Source organism: Acidisoma sp. S159 (assembly GCF_009766125.1).
Lineage (GTDB): Bacteria > Pseudomonadota > Alphaproteobacteria > Acetobacterales > Acetobacteraceae > Acidisoma.
In genome coordinates, this window is sequence record NZ_LMUG01000093.1 from 1 (window position 1) to 16,885 (window position 16,885).

Here is a 16,885-nt window from a genome sequence, read left to right on the forward strand (position 1 = left end):
GTTTTTGAGCCGCGGCGGCATTCTGATCCCGCTGGTACTTCTCCGCCACATTGCCGATATGAAGGCGCTGCAGGAGACAGTCGTAAGTTTGACTCTAGCCTTTGACGAGATCCCGCGCGTACCCGAGGAGAAGCGAGCCGAGGTCGAGCAGATAACCGACGGCCTGTGGCGCGTGACCGTAAGGTTTGGCTTCGTAGAAGTGCCGAGCTTGACGGTCGCCCTGGCCCTCGCCCAAAAGCAAGGCTCCCGCTGAACCTCGATTCCGCCATCTTCTTTGCGGCTCGCGACGAGATAGTGCGCAGCAAGGATCGACCTCGCCTTGACGGATGGCGGCGCATGATCTTCGCTTTCATGTATCGGAATGCCGTGCGGGTGCCGGATAGGTTCGACCTGCCCGCCGACAGATTTCTGGAAGTCGGCCGGCAAGTCGCCCTGTAGCGTTCGGCGTGAGGGATGCCCGGCTCTCACGCCCTTCGGGTTACTACGCGTAGTGGCCGAGCTGGCCAACGTCCATAAAGACGGTGAAAGTCACGGAGTTCGACAGTCTAAACGCGCGGGCTTCCAGTCGTGGAGCTGGTCAGCCGCGGAAGTGTCCCGTTTCACTCTCAACCCGGCCTGGATCGACGAGACGGGGAGGGACGGCCCTCGCCTTCTTCCATGGCGTCTGCCCCTTACTTATCAGTCAATATTAGCGCTTCTCCTTCTGACGCTGGCGTCCATGCGCGATGCGTGTTTTGGCCCGTGCAACGCGCAAGTGAAGCATTGAAAGCTATTCGGCGCAGTCAAACCGTCCTCGGTGACATGAGAAATAAAGGCGTAATGCAAGGTCAAATACTCTTTGGGGAAACCAGCTGAGGCCTTACAGTTTATCTGGCACTGACATTAAGCCTCCATAGAGGGGGCGCCGAGGAGATAGAGATTGTCGGATAATGCACCAACGCGTGCTTCTATTAGTCGCCTCGCTGACAACCAGCGTTGGGCGCGTCTCATCCCTATTGCGATGATCGTCTACATCATCTCTTTCATGGACCGAACCAACATCTCCTATGCCTTCGCCGGCATCGGGCATGACTTCCATGTCGGAAAGGCCCAACAGGGCTTTGCCGGCGGCATCTTCTTCGTCGGCTATATGCTGTTCCAGATCCCGGGTGGATGGCTTGCCGAACATTGGTCGGCCCGTAAATTCGTGGCCATCATGATCGTCTGCTGGGGTGTGATGGCCTTTCTTTGCGGCTTCGTTCACACCTTTGACCAGCTGGTCATCGTCCGCTTCTTCCTGGGCGTCGCCGAAGGCGGCATCTGGCCTGCTGTACTGGTGCTGATCAGCCATTGGTTCCCGGTTCAAGAACGCGCCCGCGCCTATGGTTTCTGGATGGCCAATCTCGCCATCTCCTCCATCATCACGCAGCCGCTTTCGGGTTGGATCGTCTCGGCCTCCGACTGGCGGACGCTCTTCATGGTTGAGGGCGCGCTGCCGTTCATTATCGCGCTGCCGCTCTGGCTGATCTTCATACGGGACCGGCCGCGTGAAGCGCCTTGGTGTTCGCCCGCCGAGCGCAACTATATCGAAAGCTCCATCGCGCAGGATCGCGCGCAGGAACCGCTGCCCGGCCCTTTCTGGGATATTTTCACAAACGCTACGATCTGGAAATTCGTCGGCGTCTATTTCCTCATCCAGGTCGGGTTCTACGGCCTCAACATGTGGCTGCCGACTCTGTTGAAAACATTGACGAAGCAAGGCTTCGGGACGGTCGGGTTGATCGCGGCGCTGCCTTATCTCACCGCCGTCGTCCTCCTGTTCCTCAACGGCTGGGCCGCGGATCGTAACCGCCTCTACAGCCGGCATGTGTTTTACGCGACGGCGACCGCCGCCATCGCTCTCATCATCTCGGTTCTTGTAGCCAAGACTAGCGTCGTGCTCTCGATCGTCTTCATCTGCCTCGCCGTCGGTGGCGCGCTGGCTTACGACGGGCCCTTTTGGGCCGCAGCCTCCCGCGTGCTGCCGGTCGCGCTTGCCGGCGGAGCGATGGGCTTCATCAACGCGCTCGGCAATCTCGGCGGCTATTTTGGGCCGTTCCTAGGTGGCTATCTGCAGGACCGCACGGGCAGTTTCACAGCGACCGCCGTGCTGTTCGCGGGCGCGCTGCTGATCTCCGGTCTTCTGGTGCTGACGATTCGGCTGCGGGACAAGCCCGCAGCGGCAGTACAACAGGGCTAGCGCCCGGTCTGCATGTATGACTTCGAGTCCTTTGTGATCTTCGACTAGCCTGACTGCCACATCGAGGCGCAGTGCCCAGCATGCAGGCGCTCCTCGACGGTGCCCACTAAGGTATTCGAGCGCGATCAGGCGCCGGCCGCTGATCAACTCGAAGTCAGGTGGGGCCCGAGTGTCGTTGACCCGAAGAGGCTCCGGCATAGGTTTCTACTCTGAGAACGATGATAGGACGCGCCCGTGTCGCCTTCGCCGACTGAGATGGCTGGATTACTGAGGCTGGAGGCCGAACTAGCGGCTGCGGAGGCTAAGCTCGTGCAATTGCATGAAACAGGCGATCGCTACGACGGCGAAGGCATGAAGCGCGCCGCTGATAAGGTCGAGAGGCTAAAGGCTGAACTGGGTTCACGCTACAGCGACGCAGCCACGGCCCCGGGGGCTAGGGCGCAGGAAGGTCGAGGACCATTAACTCGCCCCTAACGCGCGCGCTAGGAATCGTATTTTTGACTGCAGCCTCAGCCGTCTCGAACATTCCAGCACGACACGCGCAAACCCTGGGGAGCGGACCACAAGCGTCCACGTCTTCGCCGAGCGATGGGGGAGCCTGGCCAAGCCGATTCGGGAATCCCCCACGAGTCACCCTTAACGAGACTCGGTATTACACTCTGTGAGCCTCCTCGGAGCGACTATGTCTGCTTCACCATGTCGCTGCGCTGCCATTGATCGCAGCGGGAATCGTCGCGCTGGTCACTAGCGTCATAGGTTGGCTCGTCTTCGCTCGCTGGATGATCTCTCTTGTGCGTGAACCTCGAGCCGATTTCATTTCGGGGCATCTGACAGGAACTCCCACGCCCGCGAATTCAGAGTTTTATCTGTCACTCTAATTTCCAGCCCTGTGAACTCGAACTTGATCTCGACCTTTGGAATGAGCGAATTCAATACGACCGCCGCTTCGTTGCGCCCGGTTTTAGGATTGGGACCACGCCATCTCTGTTCTGGCCTGATGAGCGACGGTTTCGACTTCTTGTCCATGGACGGCTCTTCCTCTGGAGTAACCAGCATAGCGCAGAAACGTTCCAACGCCGATGCGCACCGTCGTCGTTGGGTCTGCTGTGCCCATTGACGGCACGATCATCCTGCTAACGTCGAATGCGGGTGGTCCTGAGATGAACCTCGCCTTCCCATCTGCCAAGGCCGACGCGGTGATGCCCCGCTCGAATCAATGGTTACTCGTAGGCGGCGTCAGGTCGAAATCAGCAACCGCCGCTCAATGGAGACCCTCGTCGCCGCGCACGAGCGGTTGCGGCACATCAAGCATCCGGGAGATCTCATTCAACGCGAGCTCGCGGATCAGCCATCAAACGAGCGAAAAGAAGCTCACGTCAATTGATTGGCTATTCAGGCGCGTCCATGACCTTGTGATGAAGCAGCCGCGTGACGTGCTGGAACACTCGATCCTAACGCCATAGCCGCTGCGTTGAGCTAGGGGGCTATCTGGCAAACTGATCTCGGAGGTTCGCGCCCAGCAAGCTGAAATTGCTGTTCTGAAGAAGCGTGTCGCCGAGCTAGAGGCCGAGAATAGCCTACTATGGGGAGCGATGCGCGCAAGGGGCGAGATGTTGCGGAAGTTGTTGCCTGAGGGTGAATGAGCTTAGGTCTCAGTACTATTTTTAGGGTCGGCGGCGCCGAGTTTCAAACTTCTGACAAGGGTGACTACAAGCTAAGTCACCGTTTGATGGGGACTGCATGAACCAAAATCTCTCTCGCAGGCCGGCGTCGATCGCGCGGCGGCCCCCATTCGTAACTTTCTCCGATCGGCACGTTGCTCGCCGGCTTATCAGTCGGGGGGAACGGCTTGGGCGAGGTCGCGCTTCGAAAAGGTGCGAGGTCGCTCGGAATGCGGTTCGCGCCGTTGCCGACCACATTCTCGAGCGACTCATCTGCGGGGTGCCAGATGGGAAGGCCGGCAACCGCCGCCTTAGCCAATAAGTCCATTGTTCCGGGCCCACCCGGGAAGGCAATCACCAAATGCGGCCTACCGTCAGCAATCATTAGGCCATTGCGAATGAAAATCGCTTGGTCGCCATGCCTGTCGTGATCCGGTGGATAGGATTTCGAGGGCACGCCAAATTTAACGGCCCACGTGCCCGCCAGCGCATCGGCTCCCGAGACGCCGCCGTGGACTAGTAGCAAAATTCCAAGAGAAAGGTGAACCTCTAACAAGGCTCTGCTAACGGAAGTAAAATCTGCGTATGAGCGCCCTCCGCACACTAAAACTCTCGACATTTAATAATACTCGATAGGATATTTATGAGCCGACTATCAGTGATTTCGCAAAAGAAAACAACAAGCATCTTTGACAGGAACGTTCCAATCTAGGAACTTCCTGGGCTGTCCTCGCGCGGCAACCCCGAAGTCCCGATTCTGCCCCGACAATTTGATGCGCAACCGAAAACTTGGTTGTGTCTGACATATGGTAGGAACGTTTACCTATGAGGCGCCCCTGCTCAGCACAAAGGCCTTAAGCCCTCTTGGTAGATCGCTGAGTTACTTAAAGCGCGTTCTGCCACGCGCCTCGAGCAAGGCGCCCGGATGGGCACTTTCTCTTCTCTATTGAATTGCCAGGCATTTGTTTGCAGCGCTGGTGGCGCTTGTTATGGAGCGACTCCTAGCCTTGGTCGATCTGACCTCCCGCTGGGGTTAGGCCGGGCGAGGGACTGCCTGTCGCCCGGCCTAACCCTAGGGAGGGCAGAGCCCTTAGGCGGCCAAACGCCGAATGCTGTTGACGATGTCTCTCACCCTGTAGGGTTTGGCGAAGAACACTGCGGCGGGGTCGAAGTCTTTCAAGCGGCTGGCAAGCTGTGGCGCGAAGCCAGATACGATTATCAGGATGATCGGAGGGTGATGGGTCCTGGCGTGCGTCGCAATATGAACACCGTCCATTTTGCCGGGCATTCTAACATCGGTGAATAGCACGTCGAAGAAATTGGGACCGACGAGCCGTAAAGCTGCCTCGTCACCATTCGAGGCCTCCTCAACGTCGAAGCCCTCGTCCCGCAAAGCCTCCGCGGCAGTCAGTCGTATCAGGTGCTCGTCTTCAACAAGCAATATGCGCAGCGTCAACCCCACAGGTTCCCTCCCCCCACAATCCGGCGCCAACTTCGGAGGCGCTATTTCTATCAATGGCTTAGGCCGCCGATTTCCATACACGACTGCGGCATTGAATGACGCCGAGGTATTCCCGAAAAATTCTCATGAGTCCGTGAGCTTTATTCTATACTGACCCTTCTCAAGGGAAGGTGTGGGTGCGCCGAACCACAGCGGCCGTTGAGCGTCAATCTGGCGGACGGCGAGATAGCGCCCGCCGCCCTGGGAATCCGGGCCGAGGCAGCGATGCGCAGGCGAATGGCGAAATCGTCTTTCTCCGAAGCGGCGGCAGATGCGGGACACCTCAAACGTCGAAGTTCAACTTTTTAAATCGCGTCGCGTACCTGTCCGTAACTGGAGGGTTTCATTACACCATTGCCAAACCATCTCGGCGGTAACGGGCCTGCCGTCGTCCAAAATAGTGAGTTTTACCCTCGCCGTAGAGCCTGAGCTCAGACGCCTGCGACGCGAGTTGGACAAGCATTGTAATAAATAGAATCCATCCCCAGGGGACGCTTCTTCGCGTGCGGGTCCATCACTCGCTTGCTCGCGTGACCGAGCCGGGAGATGAGCCCTATTTGACTACGAAGCAGTAGTATCGCGTGTTGATGCGGCTTGACCTGCGGAGGTAAAAGCAGCCGCGGCTGTCATAATCGAGCGCAGTCGATCCGGTGTCACAGGGCGCTCGGATCGTTGCCCGTCTGCTACGTTTGCCGACGTGAACAACGCTGTCGCAAATGAGTGTGATACTCGAAGTCCGTTAGATCGGCTTACCATGGTGAAGCGCGCGCTCGATTGCCGAAACGCCCCTATCCGCTCGATCGACATGGCATCGGTGGAGGCAAGCGGGAATAACTTATGGCGATCGGATTCAAGCAGATTTAGGATAGCTTAGGCTCAACAGGACCAGCCTTGCTTCCAGCGTGTTTTCTACGCATGAAATCTGACGAGTTCCCGCTTGCCCATTGTAGTCAGATCAGCGGATGTGCGCATCAGACGGCGCCAATAGGCGCGATTGTTGCGCTCGGCATCTTACAAAGCCCTGGCATGTCGAGATAGCATAGAGAACGTCAAGGGCGGCGAGCACAAATAGCACTCGGGAATCGGGTAAGGGCTCACTCATGGGCCCCTGCTCCCGGATGAGGGTGACATGCGTCAGGATCCTGAGAAAGAGGCCGCAGCGAAAGAAGTGCTGAATCTGCAAGAATGCACGGACGTCATTGTACAATGCAGTTCTCCCCCGTGCATGCTCGGCGAGCTAGACAACCTTTTCCGGGACTCTGGCAAGGACGAGGTCCCGGACCAGCCGGCAACTAAAGGCGCTCGAATGGTCGAATAGCTGGCGGCTGTAGTGCGGTTAGAGGAATGACGATAGCTTGGCACGCTCATCAAACACTGACAGATCGCCCACGCTCGCCTGATCCGACTACAGGCACTTTATTTGCAATCGATCACTAGAGTAGATTCTGAGTTTGCGAGCTGTGGCTTGCGGAGATCGCGACAGTGTCTTGTGCAGCGAGTGCTGAATCGGAGGTGTATTGGCAAGAAGAGGCCATTATAGATCGCGACCTGCATAGGCGAGCGAAGCTGCTCGGCCAAATGCGTTGTGGCGAACGGGATAAATGACATAGTGAAGAGCATCATGATGTTCGCCCATAGCGTACTGATGTCTACCTTCCGAGCCGATTTCACAAGATCGTGGTGGTTGACCCGGATGATTGCAATGAAAATTAAGCTCGTGGCATCAGACGCAGATTCGACATGATCTTGATGAGAGCAGCCGGGTCCGCTGTTGCCGGCGGCCTGGGTCTAAACACCGCAATCGTTTCGATGACCGAAGGGGCGCCTCCTCGGCGCCGCTCAGAGCTTCCCGAGGCGTGGCCGAATGACGCCCGAGGTTCGGTTTCACGAAGGGCCGCAGTTTCCATCTGATGAAGTAGCAGAGTTGGCAAGGCAAAGAACCCGCTCAATTGTCACGCCGCGATGGAGTCTATGCTACATTCAGTCGTCCTCGTAACCGTAGACCTCAGGCAGGATAAAGATTGCAGCGAGTAAACCCATGAGTGGAAAGACGGCGGTGAACAGCGTCGCATTTGCCTTTCCAATGGCACCGAATAAAACCGGGAACAGGAAGATGGCGAGGAAGCTCGGCGCCTTGACAAAGATATAGGCGAAGCCTGCTGCCGTGCCGCGGTATGCCTGCAGCCCATTCATGCGCTACGCCAACGCATGAATCGGCTCGGCCAGTTACGCGAGGTCACCCTTGGCGGGGTCAGAGCGTCGAAGTAGTTCGTGCGACATCAACGGAACGAAAGCCTGCTCCGCTAGAGTTCAGACGGAAAACTCGCCCAATCTGTTCTCGCCATCGGCAACGGTGCGCGTCACGTACGTCTGGCCTTGGATGTGCGCAGGGAGTAGCCCGCGACCGCGACCAGGGTCAGTCCGCCGGTCCAGACATACTGGTAGTAGGCAGACACGTGCATCAGGTTCAGCGCATTCTGCATGACGCCGACCGCGATGGCTCCGGCCAGCACACCGATCGCGGTTCCGCGTCCGCCGAGGACGCTAACGCCGCCGACCACGACAGCGGTGACGGAGGAGAGGGTGAAGGACGCCCCAGCCTGGGGATCGCCGCTGCCGATACGAGCCGCGATCAGCAGCCCCGCGGCGGCGGCACAGAGCGAACAGAAGACATAGGCACCCGCACGCACCAGCGCGGTGTTGATGCCGACAACGACGCTCGCTTCGGTGCTCGAACCCGCGCCGTAGAGACGTTGGCCCAGGCGACCGCGCAACAGCAGGAATTCGGCCACAACAAACAGCAACCCAACGACGAGCGCCGCCACCGGCACCGGCCCGATATTGCTGCTGAATGTATCCAGGAAGGTGTCGCTGACGAGGCCGCCGGGGCTTGGCCGGATGATCAGCGCCGCGCCAAAAACCACCGAATAAGTCGCAAGCGTCGCGATCAGGTCCGGGATCTTGAGGCGCACGATCAGGACGGCATTGACCAATCCGGTGACGAGGCCGGTGCCAAGCGCCGCCGCAATAGCGGCCCACATGGCGGTGGCGCCCTCAGTTACGGCGACGAAGGAGGTGAGGGCGGTCACCAAGCTGATGAGCGGCCCCACCGAGAGATCGATGCCCCCGAGTACAATGACGCAGAACTGACCAAGGGCCACGAGCGCAAGCGGTGCCACCTGCCCGGCTATATTCGAGAGGTTTCTGACCGAGAAGAAGAAGCTCGACACGTGCGAGGTGCCGATGCCGAGAGCAATGATCAGCACCGCTAGCAAAATTGCGCCGGCGTAGCGCGCGAACAGCGGACGCCGGTGTCGGCGAGCGGCGTGCACCACGGGCTCAGCGGCTGTAACGGCTTCGGCGGCGGTGGTGCCGGCTTCTGTCGCACTGCCGACGATCGCGTCCTCGGTCGCGTCGGTGCCGGCGATCTCCTGCACGACGCGCCCGCGTGAGAAGACCAGGATGCGGTCGCTGAGGCCGATCAACTCAAGGAGGTCGGAGGAGACGAGGATCACGGCGGCGCCAGCCTCAGCGAGAGACCGGATGCGCCGATAAATCTCGAGCTTCGTCGCGACATCGACGCCGCGCGTGGGATCCTCGAAGAGGAAGAGGCGCGGATTGCCGGCGGTCCAGCGCCCGAGCACGACCTTCTGCTGATTGCCCCCCGAAAGGTTGCGAACGATTTGCTCGGCGGACGGCGTCTTGATCGCATAGCTCGCAATCGCACCCGCCGTCACGTCACGCTCGCGCGCGGCGGGAACGATACCGAGGCCAGCCCAGCCGAAAAGATGTGGAAGAGAGATATTTTCGCGGATCGAGTGCGGCAGAAACAGCCCCTCGCGGTGCCTTTCGCCTGGGACATAGACGATGCCAGCCTTGATGGCCCGCGCCGGCGATCCGTGGGGCAGGCTGGTGCCGTCCAGCGTCGCTGTGCCGGTCCAGGGTAGCAATCCGAACAACGCACGCACAGCCTCTGCCTGGCCGTTGCCCTGGATGCCGCCGAATCCCACGATCTCGCCAGCGCGGACGTGGAAGGACAGGCTTTCGAACCGTCCGGGGCTGGACAGGTTCTCGACCACCAGCCGGTCGGCGCCAGCGGCATGCGAGGCGCGCGGCGGATAGGCCAGAGCCATCTCCCGCCCAACCATCATGGCGACCAATTGTTCGTGATCGACCTCATCCCGATCAACGGTGCCAACCACCTCGCCATCCTTCAGCACCGTGATGCGGTCGGCGATTGCAAAGACTTCCGGCAGGCGGTGGGAGATAAAGATCACCGCCGTCCCGTTCTTCTTGAGCTGGCAGATGATGGTGAAGAGATGCTGTATCTCGGCAGCATCCAGCGCGGAGGTTGGCTCGTCCAGAATGAGCACGGCGGGGTCGGTCGTCAGTGCCCGCGCAATCTCGACGAGCTGGCGTTCGGCAACGGTGAGGTCGCGAACCGGCGTGTCGAGCGCGATCGACACGCCGAGGCGATCGAAAATTGACTGAGCGCCCTGATCCATCGCGCCGCGATCGACTAGAACGGCACCGCCAGGCTCGCGCCCGAACCAGATGTTCTGAGAAACATCGAGATCTGGAACCAAGCGCGTGTCCTGGTAGACCATCGCGATGCCGAGATCCTGGGATTGTTTCGGCCCCGTGATTTGCACGTCTCGGCCACGGATCAGGATGCGGCCAGCCTCAGGCTTCCAGACGCCGGCAATGATGCGCATAAGCGTTGATTTGCCGGCGCCGTTCTCGCCCATGAGGGCATGCACCTCGCCCGGCCGGCACGCGAAGGACGCGCCCTTGAGGACGCGGACACCCGGGAAGCTTTTGTCCACGTCGATGAGTTCAAGCGCGTTGGTCTCGTTCGCTATCTCGGGCCTATCCACGTCCAACATCCGGTCGGGCTCTCTGTTCGTGCGATCAGCCAAAGAGCTTCTTGAGTTGATCGTCCGTCAGAAGCGTGTCGACAAAGACGCCATCGGGAAGGCCAGGCTTCATGAACTGGGTGTAGTTACTGTCGTCGATCAGCAGGGGATAGATGATCTGACGCTTCGGCATATCCTGCCCGGAAAGCAGCTTGACAGTAGTGCGGAGCGCGACGACGCCTTCCCAAGAAGGCTCGGAAACGCAGGCGATCTTGAACTTGGGATTACTCGCCTTCTGTGCGTCGTACAGCTTGAACAGGCCATTGTAGTCGTCGCCGGTGGCGGGCACGAGAGGCCGGTTGGCGGCTATCATCGCCTTGAGTGCGCCGGCGGCGTCTTGCCCACCGTCGCACCAGATACCGTCGATCTGGGGATACGCGGCCAATAGATCGGCCATCACCACCTTGGCGCGGTCTTCCTGCCATGAGGCATCCTTGAAGGCCAGAATCTGGATACCTGGTTCGAACTGAGATTTTGCGCCGGCCCAGCATCCGGCTGTATAGGAATTGCCGGGCAGTCCACCGAGGGCGACGATCTTGCCCTTGCCGCCAAGCATATCGTTCAGGGCCTTACCGGTGGTGGCCCCCTTCTTCTCGGGGTCGGTGCCAATGTAGGCCGTCCAATGCTCACCTTCGACGGGAAGATTGAACGGAACGACGATGATGCCAGCGCGGGTCGCCTTGCGGAAGGCTGGGACCACGGCTGTGCCGGAATTCGCGATGCATAGGATGGCATCGACGTTCTGCACGATGAGATCGTCGAGATCATTGACCTGCTTGCTGATGTCACCCTGGCCGTCAACTACGATCAGCTCGTAGCGATCGGTATTGAGCTTGGCCTCGTTCAACATCGAGGTCAGGCATTCTGTGCGCCATGTATTGCCTGAAAAACCGTTGGAAAATCCGATACGCAGCTTGCCAGGTTTGCTGATGCCCTTCGCCATCTCCCCTGAGCCGACGATCTTCGCGCTGCTGATGGCATCAGCCAAAGCAGTGGCGCCGCTCGCCGCAATGGCGACGAGTCCCGCCGCGCCAAGCCCCACTTTCAGTGCCTCGCGACGCCGCATCATGATCTTCTTCATGGTTGTCATCCGTGTTTGATTGTTGTTGATTATGCGGCCGTGCGCGCGCCGAGCATGCGATACGCGACGACGCTGATCGCAATGAGCACCCCTTGGATGACGTACTGCGTCCCCGTGGACGCCTGGGCGATATTGGTGAAGCTGGTGAGCTCAGTCACAAAGAGAGCACCGGCGATGGTGCCCGCGACACTGCCGATGCCGCCCGTCAGTGCCGTGCCGCCGACAACGACGGCCACCACCGAGGTCAGCAGGAACTGATTTCCAATGCCAAGGCTGGGATTGCCGACATAGGCGGTGACGAGAAGACCACCGAGAACGGCGAGGACCGAGCTGAGGGCGTAGGCCGTCACCACCACTATGCGTGTGGGAACCCCCATTAAGCGGGCGGCAGCTTCATTCGCACCCACCGCGTAGATCCAGCGGCCCAGCGTCGTGCGCCGCATCATGTAGGCGACGCCGATTGCCACCACGAGCCAGCAGATCGCGCTTGCGGGAAGGCCGAACCAACGTCCTTGCCCGATGACATTGAAGGCATTCGCCGACGATCCGTGCGGCGCGCCGCCTGTATAGACCAGGGCCAAACCGAACAGAATGGAGTTCATGGCAAGCGTCGCGATTATCGGGGCGACGCGCAAAACCGCGATCAGAAGTCCGTTTATTATACCCACGGCGGTGCCGAGAAGGACGCAGCAGATGATGGCGACGGCGATATTCTGGTTCTGGCCGAGCATGAGGCTGGTCGCCACGATATTCGTCATCGTGACGACGCCCGCGACGGAGAGGTCGATGCCGCCGGTCAGAAGAGCCATCGTCTGTCCGGTCGCGACCAGACCAAGAAACGCGGTCACCTGAAGGATGTTGAGCATCTGCGCGGGCTTTAGCATCGCCGGCGAAACGATCGCCGCCACGATATAGAGCAGAACGACGGCGGCCCAAACGGGGGACCGGCGAAACAGGGTCGATGCTCGAGCCCCTATCATCCAAACCTTCCTCCCCTGGCCGCTTAAAGGCTCCGCCCCTTTTTCGGGGACGGTCATTGTCTTGGGCGAGTCCCTTATTGCAAGGCATCTAACATGGCCAATATCCCATGACAAATAGGTTGCGACATCTTTCATAAGATCATAGCTTGAGCTATCAGATAGGTTCGCCCGATGGGACTGGAACAAGAGGCAAGTGCGCCTGGGGAAGCGGTCCCGGACGCGCAGCCCGCAAGCCTCGTCGATCGCGTGATGTGCGAAATTCGCCGCCACATTCGCGACAATGGCCTAGCAGTCGGCGCGACCTTGCCAAGCGAGGCCGAATTTGCAACGCGGCTTGGTGTGTCCAGGGCGGTTGCACGGGAGGGGTTCCGTGGCCTGGCGGCGCTGAAACTGATCGATGTCGGCAATGGCCGGCGGGCGCGCGTGGCGGCGGCGGACGAGTCCGTCACCAGCCTGCTAATCGAACACGCGGTGCATACGAAGCAGGTTAATATCCAGCAGATTCTGGACGTGCGCCGGTCGATTGAATTGCGCACCGTTGTTTTGGCGGCTCTCCGGCGCACGGAACGGGAAGCCGCCGACATCACGGCGGTCGCGGCGGATATGCTGCGTCACTTCGACAAGCCTGCCCGAGTGATGGAATTGGACATGCAGTTCCATGAGTTCATCGCCCGCGCATCTCGCAACCCGCTGTTTGCACTCCTTGTAGGATCCTTCCGGGTGGTTACGCACGAGACCTGGGCTATCGGCTGGGCCAGCCGCCCGAACGACGCCGCAAGGCGCGAAAGCGTCGGCGGTCATTCGGTCATCGCTGCGACTATTCAGGACCGCAATCCGCAAGGGGCGGAGAAAGCCATGGCAGATCATTTCGACCTCACCATCAAAGCACTTCTTAACGCCGGTGTGACCTGAAGCCGGGCGCCGCCGCACAGTTGGCCGCCGACAGGGACGATTGGAAACGACCATGAAGATAACCGCGATCGAAACGCTCTCCACGCGGGAGTTCGAGAATGTGCTGTGGGTACGCATCCATACTGATGCAGGCGTCATTGGCCTTGGGGAGACGTTCTACGGCGCGGGCGCGGTGGCATCTCACATCCATGATACCCTTGGCGCAAGACTGCTTGGCCGTGACCCGCTGCGCATCGAGGCGATCCACAAGGAACTCGTCGATCTGCCAATGGCGCAGTCCAGCACAGGCACCGAGTATCGCGCGGCCTCCGCCATCGACATTGGCTTATGGGATCTTTGGGGCAAGGCCACGAACCAGCCCGCGTACCAGCTGCTCGGCGGCCTCTGCCGCGACAAGCTGCGCGTCTACAATACCTGTGCTGGCTACCAGTATGTGCGCAACCTGGACATCCGCCCGGTCAATACCTGGAATATCGGGACGGCGGGTCCGTATGAAGATCTGCAGAGCTTCACGACGGATGCCGGGATTCTAGCCGAGAATCTGCTTGAAAGCGGCATCAATGCTATGAAGATCTGGCCCTTCGACCCGGCGGCGCGCGAGACCGGCGGGCTCGACATCTCGACTGGACAGCTCAAGGCGGCGCTGAAGCCTTTCGAACTCATTCGAAAGCGGGTCGGTGACCGCATGGAGATCATGGTCGAGTTCCACTCGCTCTGGAACCTCACGACCGCCAAACGCATCGCTCGCGCCCTGGAGCCTTTTGAGCCGACCTGGTTCGAGGATCCGATTCGCATGAACTCCAGTCAGGCGCTTGCGGAATATGCGCGGTCCACACATGTGCCGGTCTGCGCCAGCGAAACGCTGGGGTCGCGCTGGGCCTATAAGGAGATGCTTGACCGCGATGCGATCGGTATCGTAATGGTCGATCTTTGCTGGACGGGCGGACTGACCGAAGGGCGCAAGATCGCCGCCATGGCGGAAACCTATCACAAGCCATTCGCGCCGCACGACTGCATCGGCCCGGTGGGTTTCGCGGCGGCTGTTCACATGTCCTTCAGCCAGCCGAACACCCTCATTCAGGAATCGGTACGTGCCTTCTACACTGGCTGGTACAAGGAACTCGTGACTGAAGTGCCGGTGATCCGCGATGGCTACGTCTATCCAATGGAAGGTCCTGGCCTAGGCACGGAGCTGCAGGCCTCGGTATTCGAGCGATCCGATCTCGTGGTGCGGCGGACGGATGCTTAGAAATGTCCAAACTTTTTGACCTCTCGGGCAGAACAGCCCTTGTCACCGGATCATCTGGCGGCCTGGGGCTTGTGATGGCGCGTGGCTTGGCCGAAGCGGGCGCGGCCGTCGTACTCAATGGAAGGGACGCAGCGAAGCTCGCAGCGGCCAAAGAGGGATTCATTGAGGCGGGATATACGGTCTCGGTCAGCGCCTTCGATGTTGCGGATGAAGCGGCCGTGCTGGCGGGTTTCGCGGCCTTCGATGAAGCAGGCATCGACATTGATATCCTCGTCAACAACGCTGGCATCCAATTCCGCAAGCCTATGATCGACCTTGCCGTCGCGGATTGGCGGCGCGTGCTGGAAACCAATTTGACGAGCGCCTTCGTGATGGGACGCGAAGCCGCGCGCCGTATGATCGCGCGCGGCAAAGGCGGCAAGATCATCAATATCGGATCTCTGACAAGCGAGGTCGCGCGCGCCACGGTCGCTCCCTACACGGCTGCCAAAGGCGGCATCAAACTGCTCACCCGGTCGATGGCGGCGGAATGGGCAAAGTACGATATTCAGTCCAATGCCATAGGGCCGGGCTACATCATCACAGAGATGAACAAGGCGCTGATCGAGGATAAAGCCTTTGATGCTTGGGTCCGCGGCCGTACGCCGTCCGCACGCTGGGGAACACCCGAAGATCTGATCGGAGCAGCCGTGTTCCTAGCATCGCCAGCGTCGGATTTCGTAAACGGGCAAATTCTGTATGTGGACGGGGGCATGCTTGCCGTTCTGTGACTGAGCAACGTCAAGCCTCGGAAGACCTTCGCGCAAGCGTCGGCGACATTTGCGAGGTTTAAGCGAAGGCACGATGTGTACTAACCCGCTGCGCGGGAGTCGCGTGGTCGCGCGCGATAGGTTGAGCAATCCGGCGTAGTCTTCCGCGAGGCCGGTAATCGTTCGTTGTTCATCTGACTGCCCCGTTTGCAGGACCGTGGCGCGCCACACCTGCATAGGAGCAATCGATGACCCCGCTTCGCCAACGCATGACCGAGGACATGGAGCTTCGCGGCCTCTCGCGACATACGCAACGTGCCTACGTCCAATACGGCGCCATATGCGCCCAATGCTTCCACAAATCGCCAGAACTCCTCGGGCCTGCCGAGATCCAAGCCTTTCAACTCTATCTGACCCAGGAGCGGCACCTATCGCCCAGTTCGATCGCCGTCGCCGTCGCCGTCGCGGCGCTGCGGTTCCTCTACAAAACCACCCTCATGCGCGACTGGAACCTCGACGAGGTCCTGCCGTTCGGCCGTCGCAGGCCACAACATCTTCCGGTCGTGATGAGCCCAGCCGAAGTCGCCCACACTGCTCGACCTTCTGCGCGACTATTGGCGCACTGCCCGTCCCAAGGAGTGGCTGTTCCCCGGCGACGTCCCAGGACAGCCGATCACCCCATCGGCCGTCGAGGACACCTGTCGCATCATGCGGCGCCAGCACGGCATCGGCAAACCGGTCACGCCGCACGCGTTGCGCCACGCCTTCGCGGTGCATCTACTCGAGAGCGGTGCTGACCTGCGCACCATCCAGCTACTGCTCGGCCATCGTAGCCTGAACACCACGGCCCGATAGCTGCGGCTGGCGACCCACAAGGTCTGCGCCACCGCCAGCCCGCTGGACGGCCTGCGGGCAGCCCCGCCTGCAGCGGGAGAGGCGGCGCCGGCACCCGCCTGAACCCGGCCGCAATGGCCGGCAACACGCCAGAGGTCGCGGAGGTATTCCGCCGCTATGGTGAGGCCTATCGGGCGCTGCATGGCGCGTCGCTTTCCACCGTGCAGCGCCAAGCGATGCGAGCGATCGAGCTGTGCCGCACCGCAGCCCTCGGCGGGCATGTCGAGCGCTGCGACGGCTGCGGTCATCAACGCATCGCCTACAACTCTTGTCGCAATCGCAACTGTCCTAAGTGCCAGTCACTGGCTCGCGCCCGATGGCTGGCGCACCGGCAAACAGAATTGCTCGACGTACCCTACTTCCACGTCGTGTTCACCGTGCCGGACGAGATCGCCGTGATCGCCTTCCAGAACAAGCCGGTCGTCTACGACATTCTGTTCCAAGCCGCTGCCCGGACCCTGCGCCGGATCGCCGCCGACCCGGCGCACCTCGGTGCCGAGATTGGCTTCCTCACCGTGCTACACACCTGGGGGCAGAACCTGATGCACCATCCGCATCTGCACTGCCTCGTCCCCGGCGGCGGGATCTCGCCGGACGGCAATCGCTGGGTTGCTTGCCGGTCGGGCTTCTTTCTACCGGTCCGCGTGCTGTCGCGACTGTTCCGAGGTCTGTTTCTGCACGCGTTGGAGAAGGCGTTCACAGCTGGCAGGTTACGCTTCTTCTC

The 16,885-nt window shown here is 60.3% G+C and carries 14 protein-coding genes and 3 pseudogenes; 9 read left to right on the forward strand and 8 right to left on the reverse strand.

The window, feature by feature from the left end; translation table 11 throughout:
- The first annotated feature begins 58 nt into the window (after nt 1-58).
- Together GSQ92_RS32005 and GSQ92_RS28165 are read left to right on the forward strand one after the other, a co-directional pair.
- A pseudogene (locus tag GSQ92_RS32005) lies at nt 59-438 on the forward strand (KUP/HAK/KT family potassium transporter).
- 481 nt (nt 439-919) lie between these two features.
- Nucleotides 920-2,218 carry an MFS transporter gene (locus GSQ92_RS28165; protein WP_254065643.1) on the forward strand — a complete coding sequence of 433 codons (1,299 nt, stop codon included), beginning with the start codon at nt 920-922 and terminating at the stop codon, nt 2,216-2,218.
- A gap of 813 nt (nt 2,219-3,031) precedes the next feature.
- Here GSQ92_RS28165 and GSQ92_RS28170 read toward each other — a convergent pair.
- The 7 genes from GSQ92_RS28170 to GSQ92_RS28200 all read right to left on the reverse strand — a co-directional run bounded on the left by GSQ92_RS28170 (nt 3,032) and on the right by GSQ92_RS28200 (nt 11,239).
- Nucleotides 3,032-3,244 (reverse strand): hypothetical protein, encoded by a 213-nt coding sequence (locus tag GSQ92_RS28170; protein ID WP_158803184.1) that lies wholly within the window; start codon nt 3,242-3,244, stop codon nt 3,032-3,034.
- A 693-nt stretch (nt 3,245-3,937) separates the two neighbouring features.
- Nucleotides 3,938-4,498: a DUF2493 domain-containing protein gene (locus GSQ92_RS32010; RefSeq protein WP_158803183.1), complete on the reverse strand. Its 561-nt coding sequence runs from the start codon at nt 4,496-4,498 to the stop codon at nt 3,938-3,940.
- A gap of 471 nt (nt 4,499-4,969) precedes the next feature.
- Nucleotides 4,970-5,335 carry a response regulator gene (locus tag GSQ92_RS28180; protein ID WP_158803182.1) on the reverse strand — a complete coding sequence of 122 codons (366 nt, stop codon included), beginning with the start codon at nt 5,333-5,335 and terminating at the stop codon, nt 4,970-4,972.
- Nucleotides 5,336-6,796: 1,461 nt separating this feature from the next.
- Complete coding sequence (locus GSQ92_RS32015; protein WP_158803189.1) at nt 6,797-7,090, reverse strand: TMEM175 family protein; 294 nt, start codon at nt 7,088-7,090, stop codon at nt 6,797-6,799.
- 270 nt (nt 7,091-7,360) lie between these two features.
- Nucleotides 7,361-7,573 (reverse strand): hypothetical protein, encoded by a 213-nt coding sequence (locus GSQ92_RS28190; RefSeq protein WP_216850081.1) that lies wholly within the window; start codon nt 7,571-7,573, stop codon nt 7,361-7,363.
- Between the two features lie 167 nt (nt 7,574-7,740).
- Nucleotides 7,741-10,257, reverse strand: coding sequence for an ATP-binding cassette domain-containing protein (locus GSQ92_RS28195; RefSeq protein WP_159014712.1), 2,517 nt, complete (start codon nt 10,255-10,257; stop codon nt 7,741-7,743).
- Nucleotides 10,258-10,291: 34 nt separating this feature from the next.
- Nucleotides 10,292-11,239: an ABC transporter substrate-binding protein gene (locus GSQ92_RS28200; RefSeq protein ID WP_159014713.1), complete on the reverse strand. Its 948-nt coding sequence runs from the start codon at nt 11,237-11,239 to the stop codon at nt 10,292-10,294.
- On the opposite strand from GSQ92_RS28200, the gene GSQ92_RS28205 reads away from it, so the two are divergent.
- Nucleotides 11,226-11,396 carry a hypothetical protein gene (locus GSQ92_RS28205; RefSeq protein ID WP_159014714.1) on the forward strand — a complete coding sequence of 57 codons (171 nt, stop codon included), beginning with the start codon at nt 11,226-11,228 and terminating at the stop codon, nt 11,394-11,396. The genes GSQ92_RS28200 and GSQ92_RS28205 overlap by 14 nt on opposite strands.
- A 10-nt stretch (nt 11,397-11,406) precedes the next feature.
- Here the strand turns inward: GSQ92_RS28205 and GSQ92_RS28210 are convergent, their stop codons facing one another.
- Complete coding sequence (locus tag GSQ92_RS28210; protein ID WP_158803179.1) at nt 11,407-12,357, reverse strand: ABC transporter permease; 951 nt, start codon at nt 12,355-12,357, stop codon at nt 11,407-11,409.
- A gap of 171 nt (nt 12,358-12,528) precedes the next feature.
- On the opposite strand from GSQ92_RS28210, the gene GSQ92_RS28215 reads away from it, so the two are divergent.
- From GSQ92_RS28215 to GSQ92_RS31280, 6 genes and pseudogenes are all read left to right on the forward strand, one after another.
- Nucleotides 12,529-13,269 (forward strand): FadR/GntR family transcriptional regulator, encoded by a 741-nt coding sequence (locus GSQ92_RS28215; protein ID WP_216850078.1) that lies wholly within the window; start codon nt 12,529-12,531, stop codon nt 13,267-13,269.
- 52 nt (nt 13,270-13,321) lie between these two features.
- Nucleotides 13,322-14,518 (forward strand): mandelate racemase/muconate lactonizing enzyme family protein, encoded by a 1,197-nt coding sequence (locus GSQ92_RS28220; protein WP_158803178.1) that lies wholly within the window; start codon nt 13,322-13,324, stop codon nt 14,516-14,518.
- Between the two features lie 2 nt (nt 14,519-14,520).
- Nucleotides 14,521-15,288 carry an SDR family oxidoreductase gene (locus GSQ92_RS28225; protein ID WP_158803177.1) on the forward strand — a complete coding sequence of 256 codons (768 nt, stop codon included), beginning with the start codon at nt 14,521-14,523 and terminating at the stop codon, nt 15,286-15,288.
- Between the two features lie 248 nt (nt 15,289-15,536).
- Nucleotides 15,537-15,767 (forward strand): annotated as a pseudogene (locus GSQ92_RS32020) (phage integrase N-terminal SAM-like domain-containing protein); the annotation flags it as partial.
- Between the two features lie 103 nt (nt 15,768-15,870).
- A complete protein-coding gene (locus GSQ92_RS28230; protein ID WP_305782236.1) occupies nt 15,871-16,122 on the forward strand; it encodes a tyrosine-type recombinase/integrase in 252 nt (83 codons plus the stop codon).
- A gap of 113 nt (nt 16,123-16,235) precedes the next feature.
- Nucleotides 16,236-16,885 (forward strand): annotated as a pseudogene (locus GSQ92_RS31280) (transposase zinc-binding domain-containing protein); the annotation flags it as partial.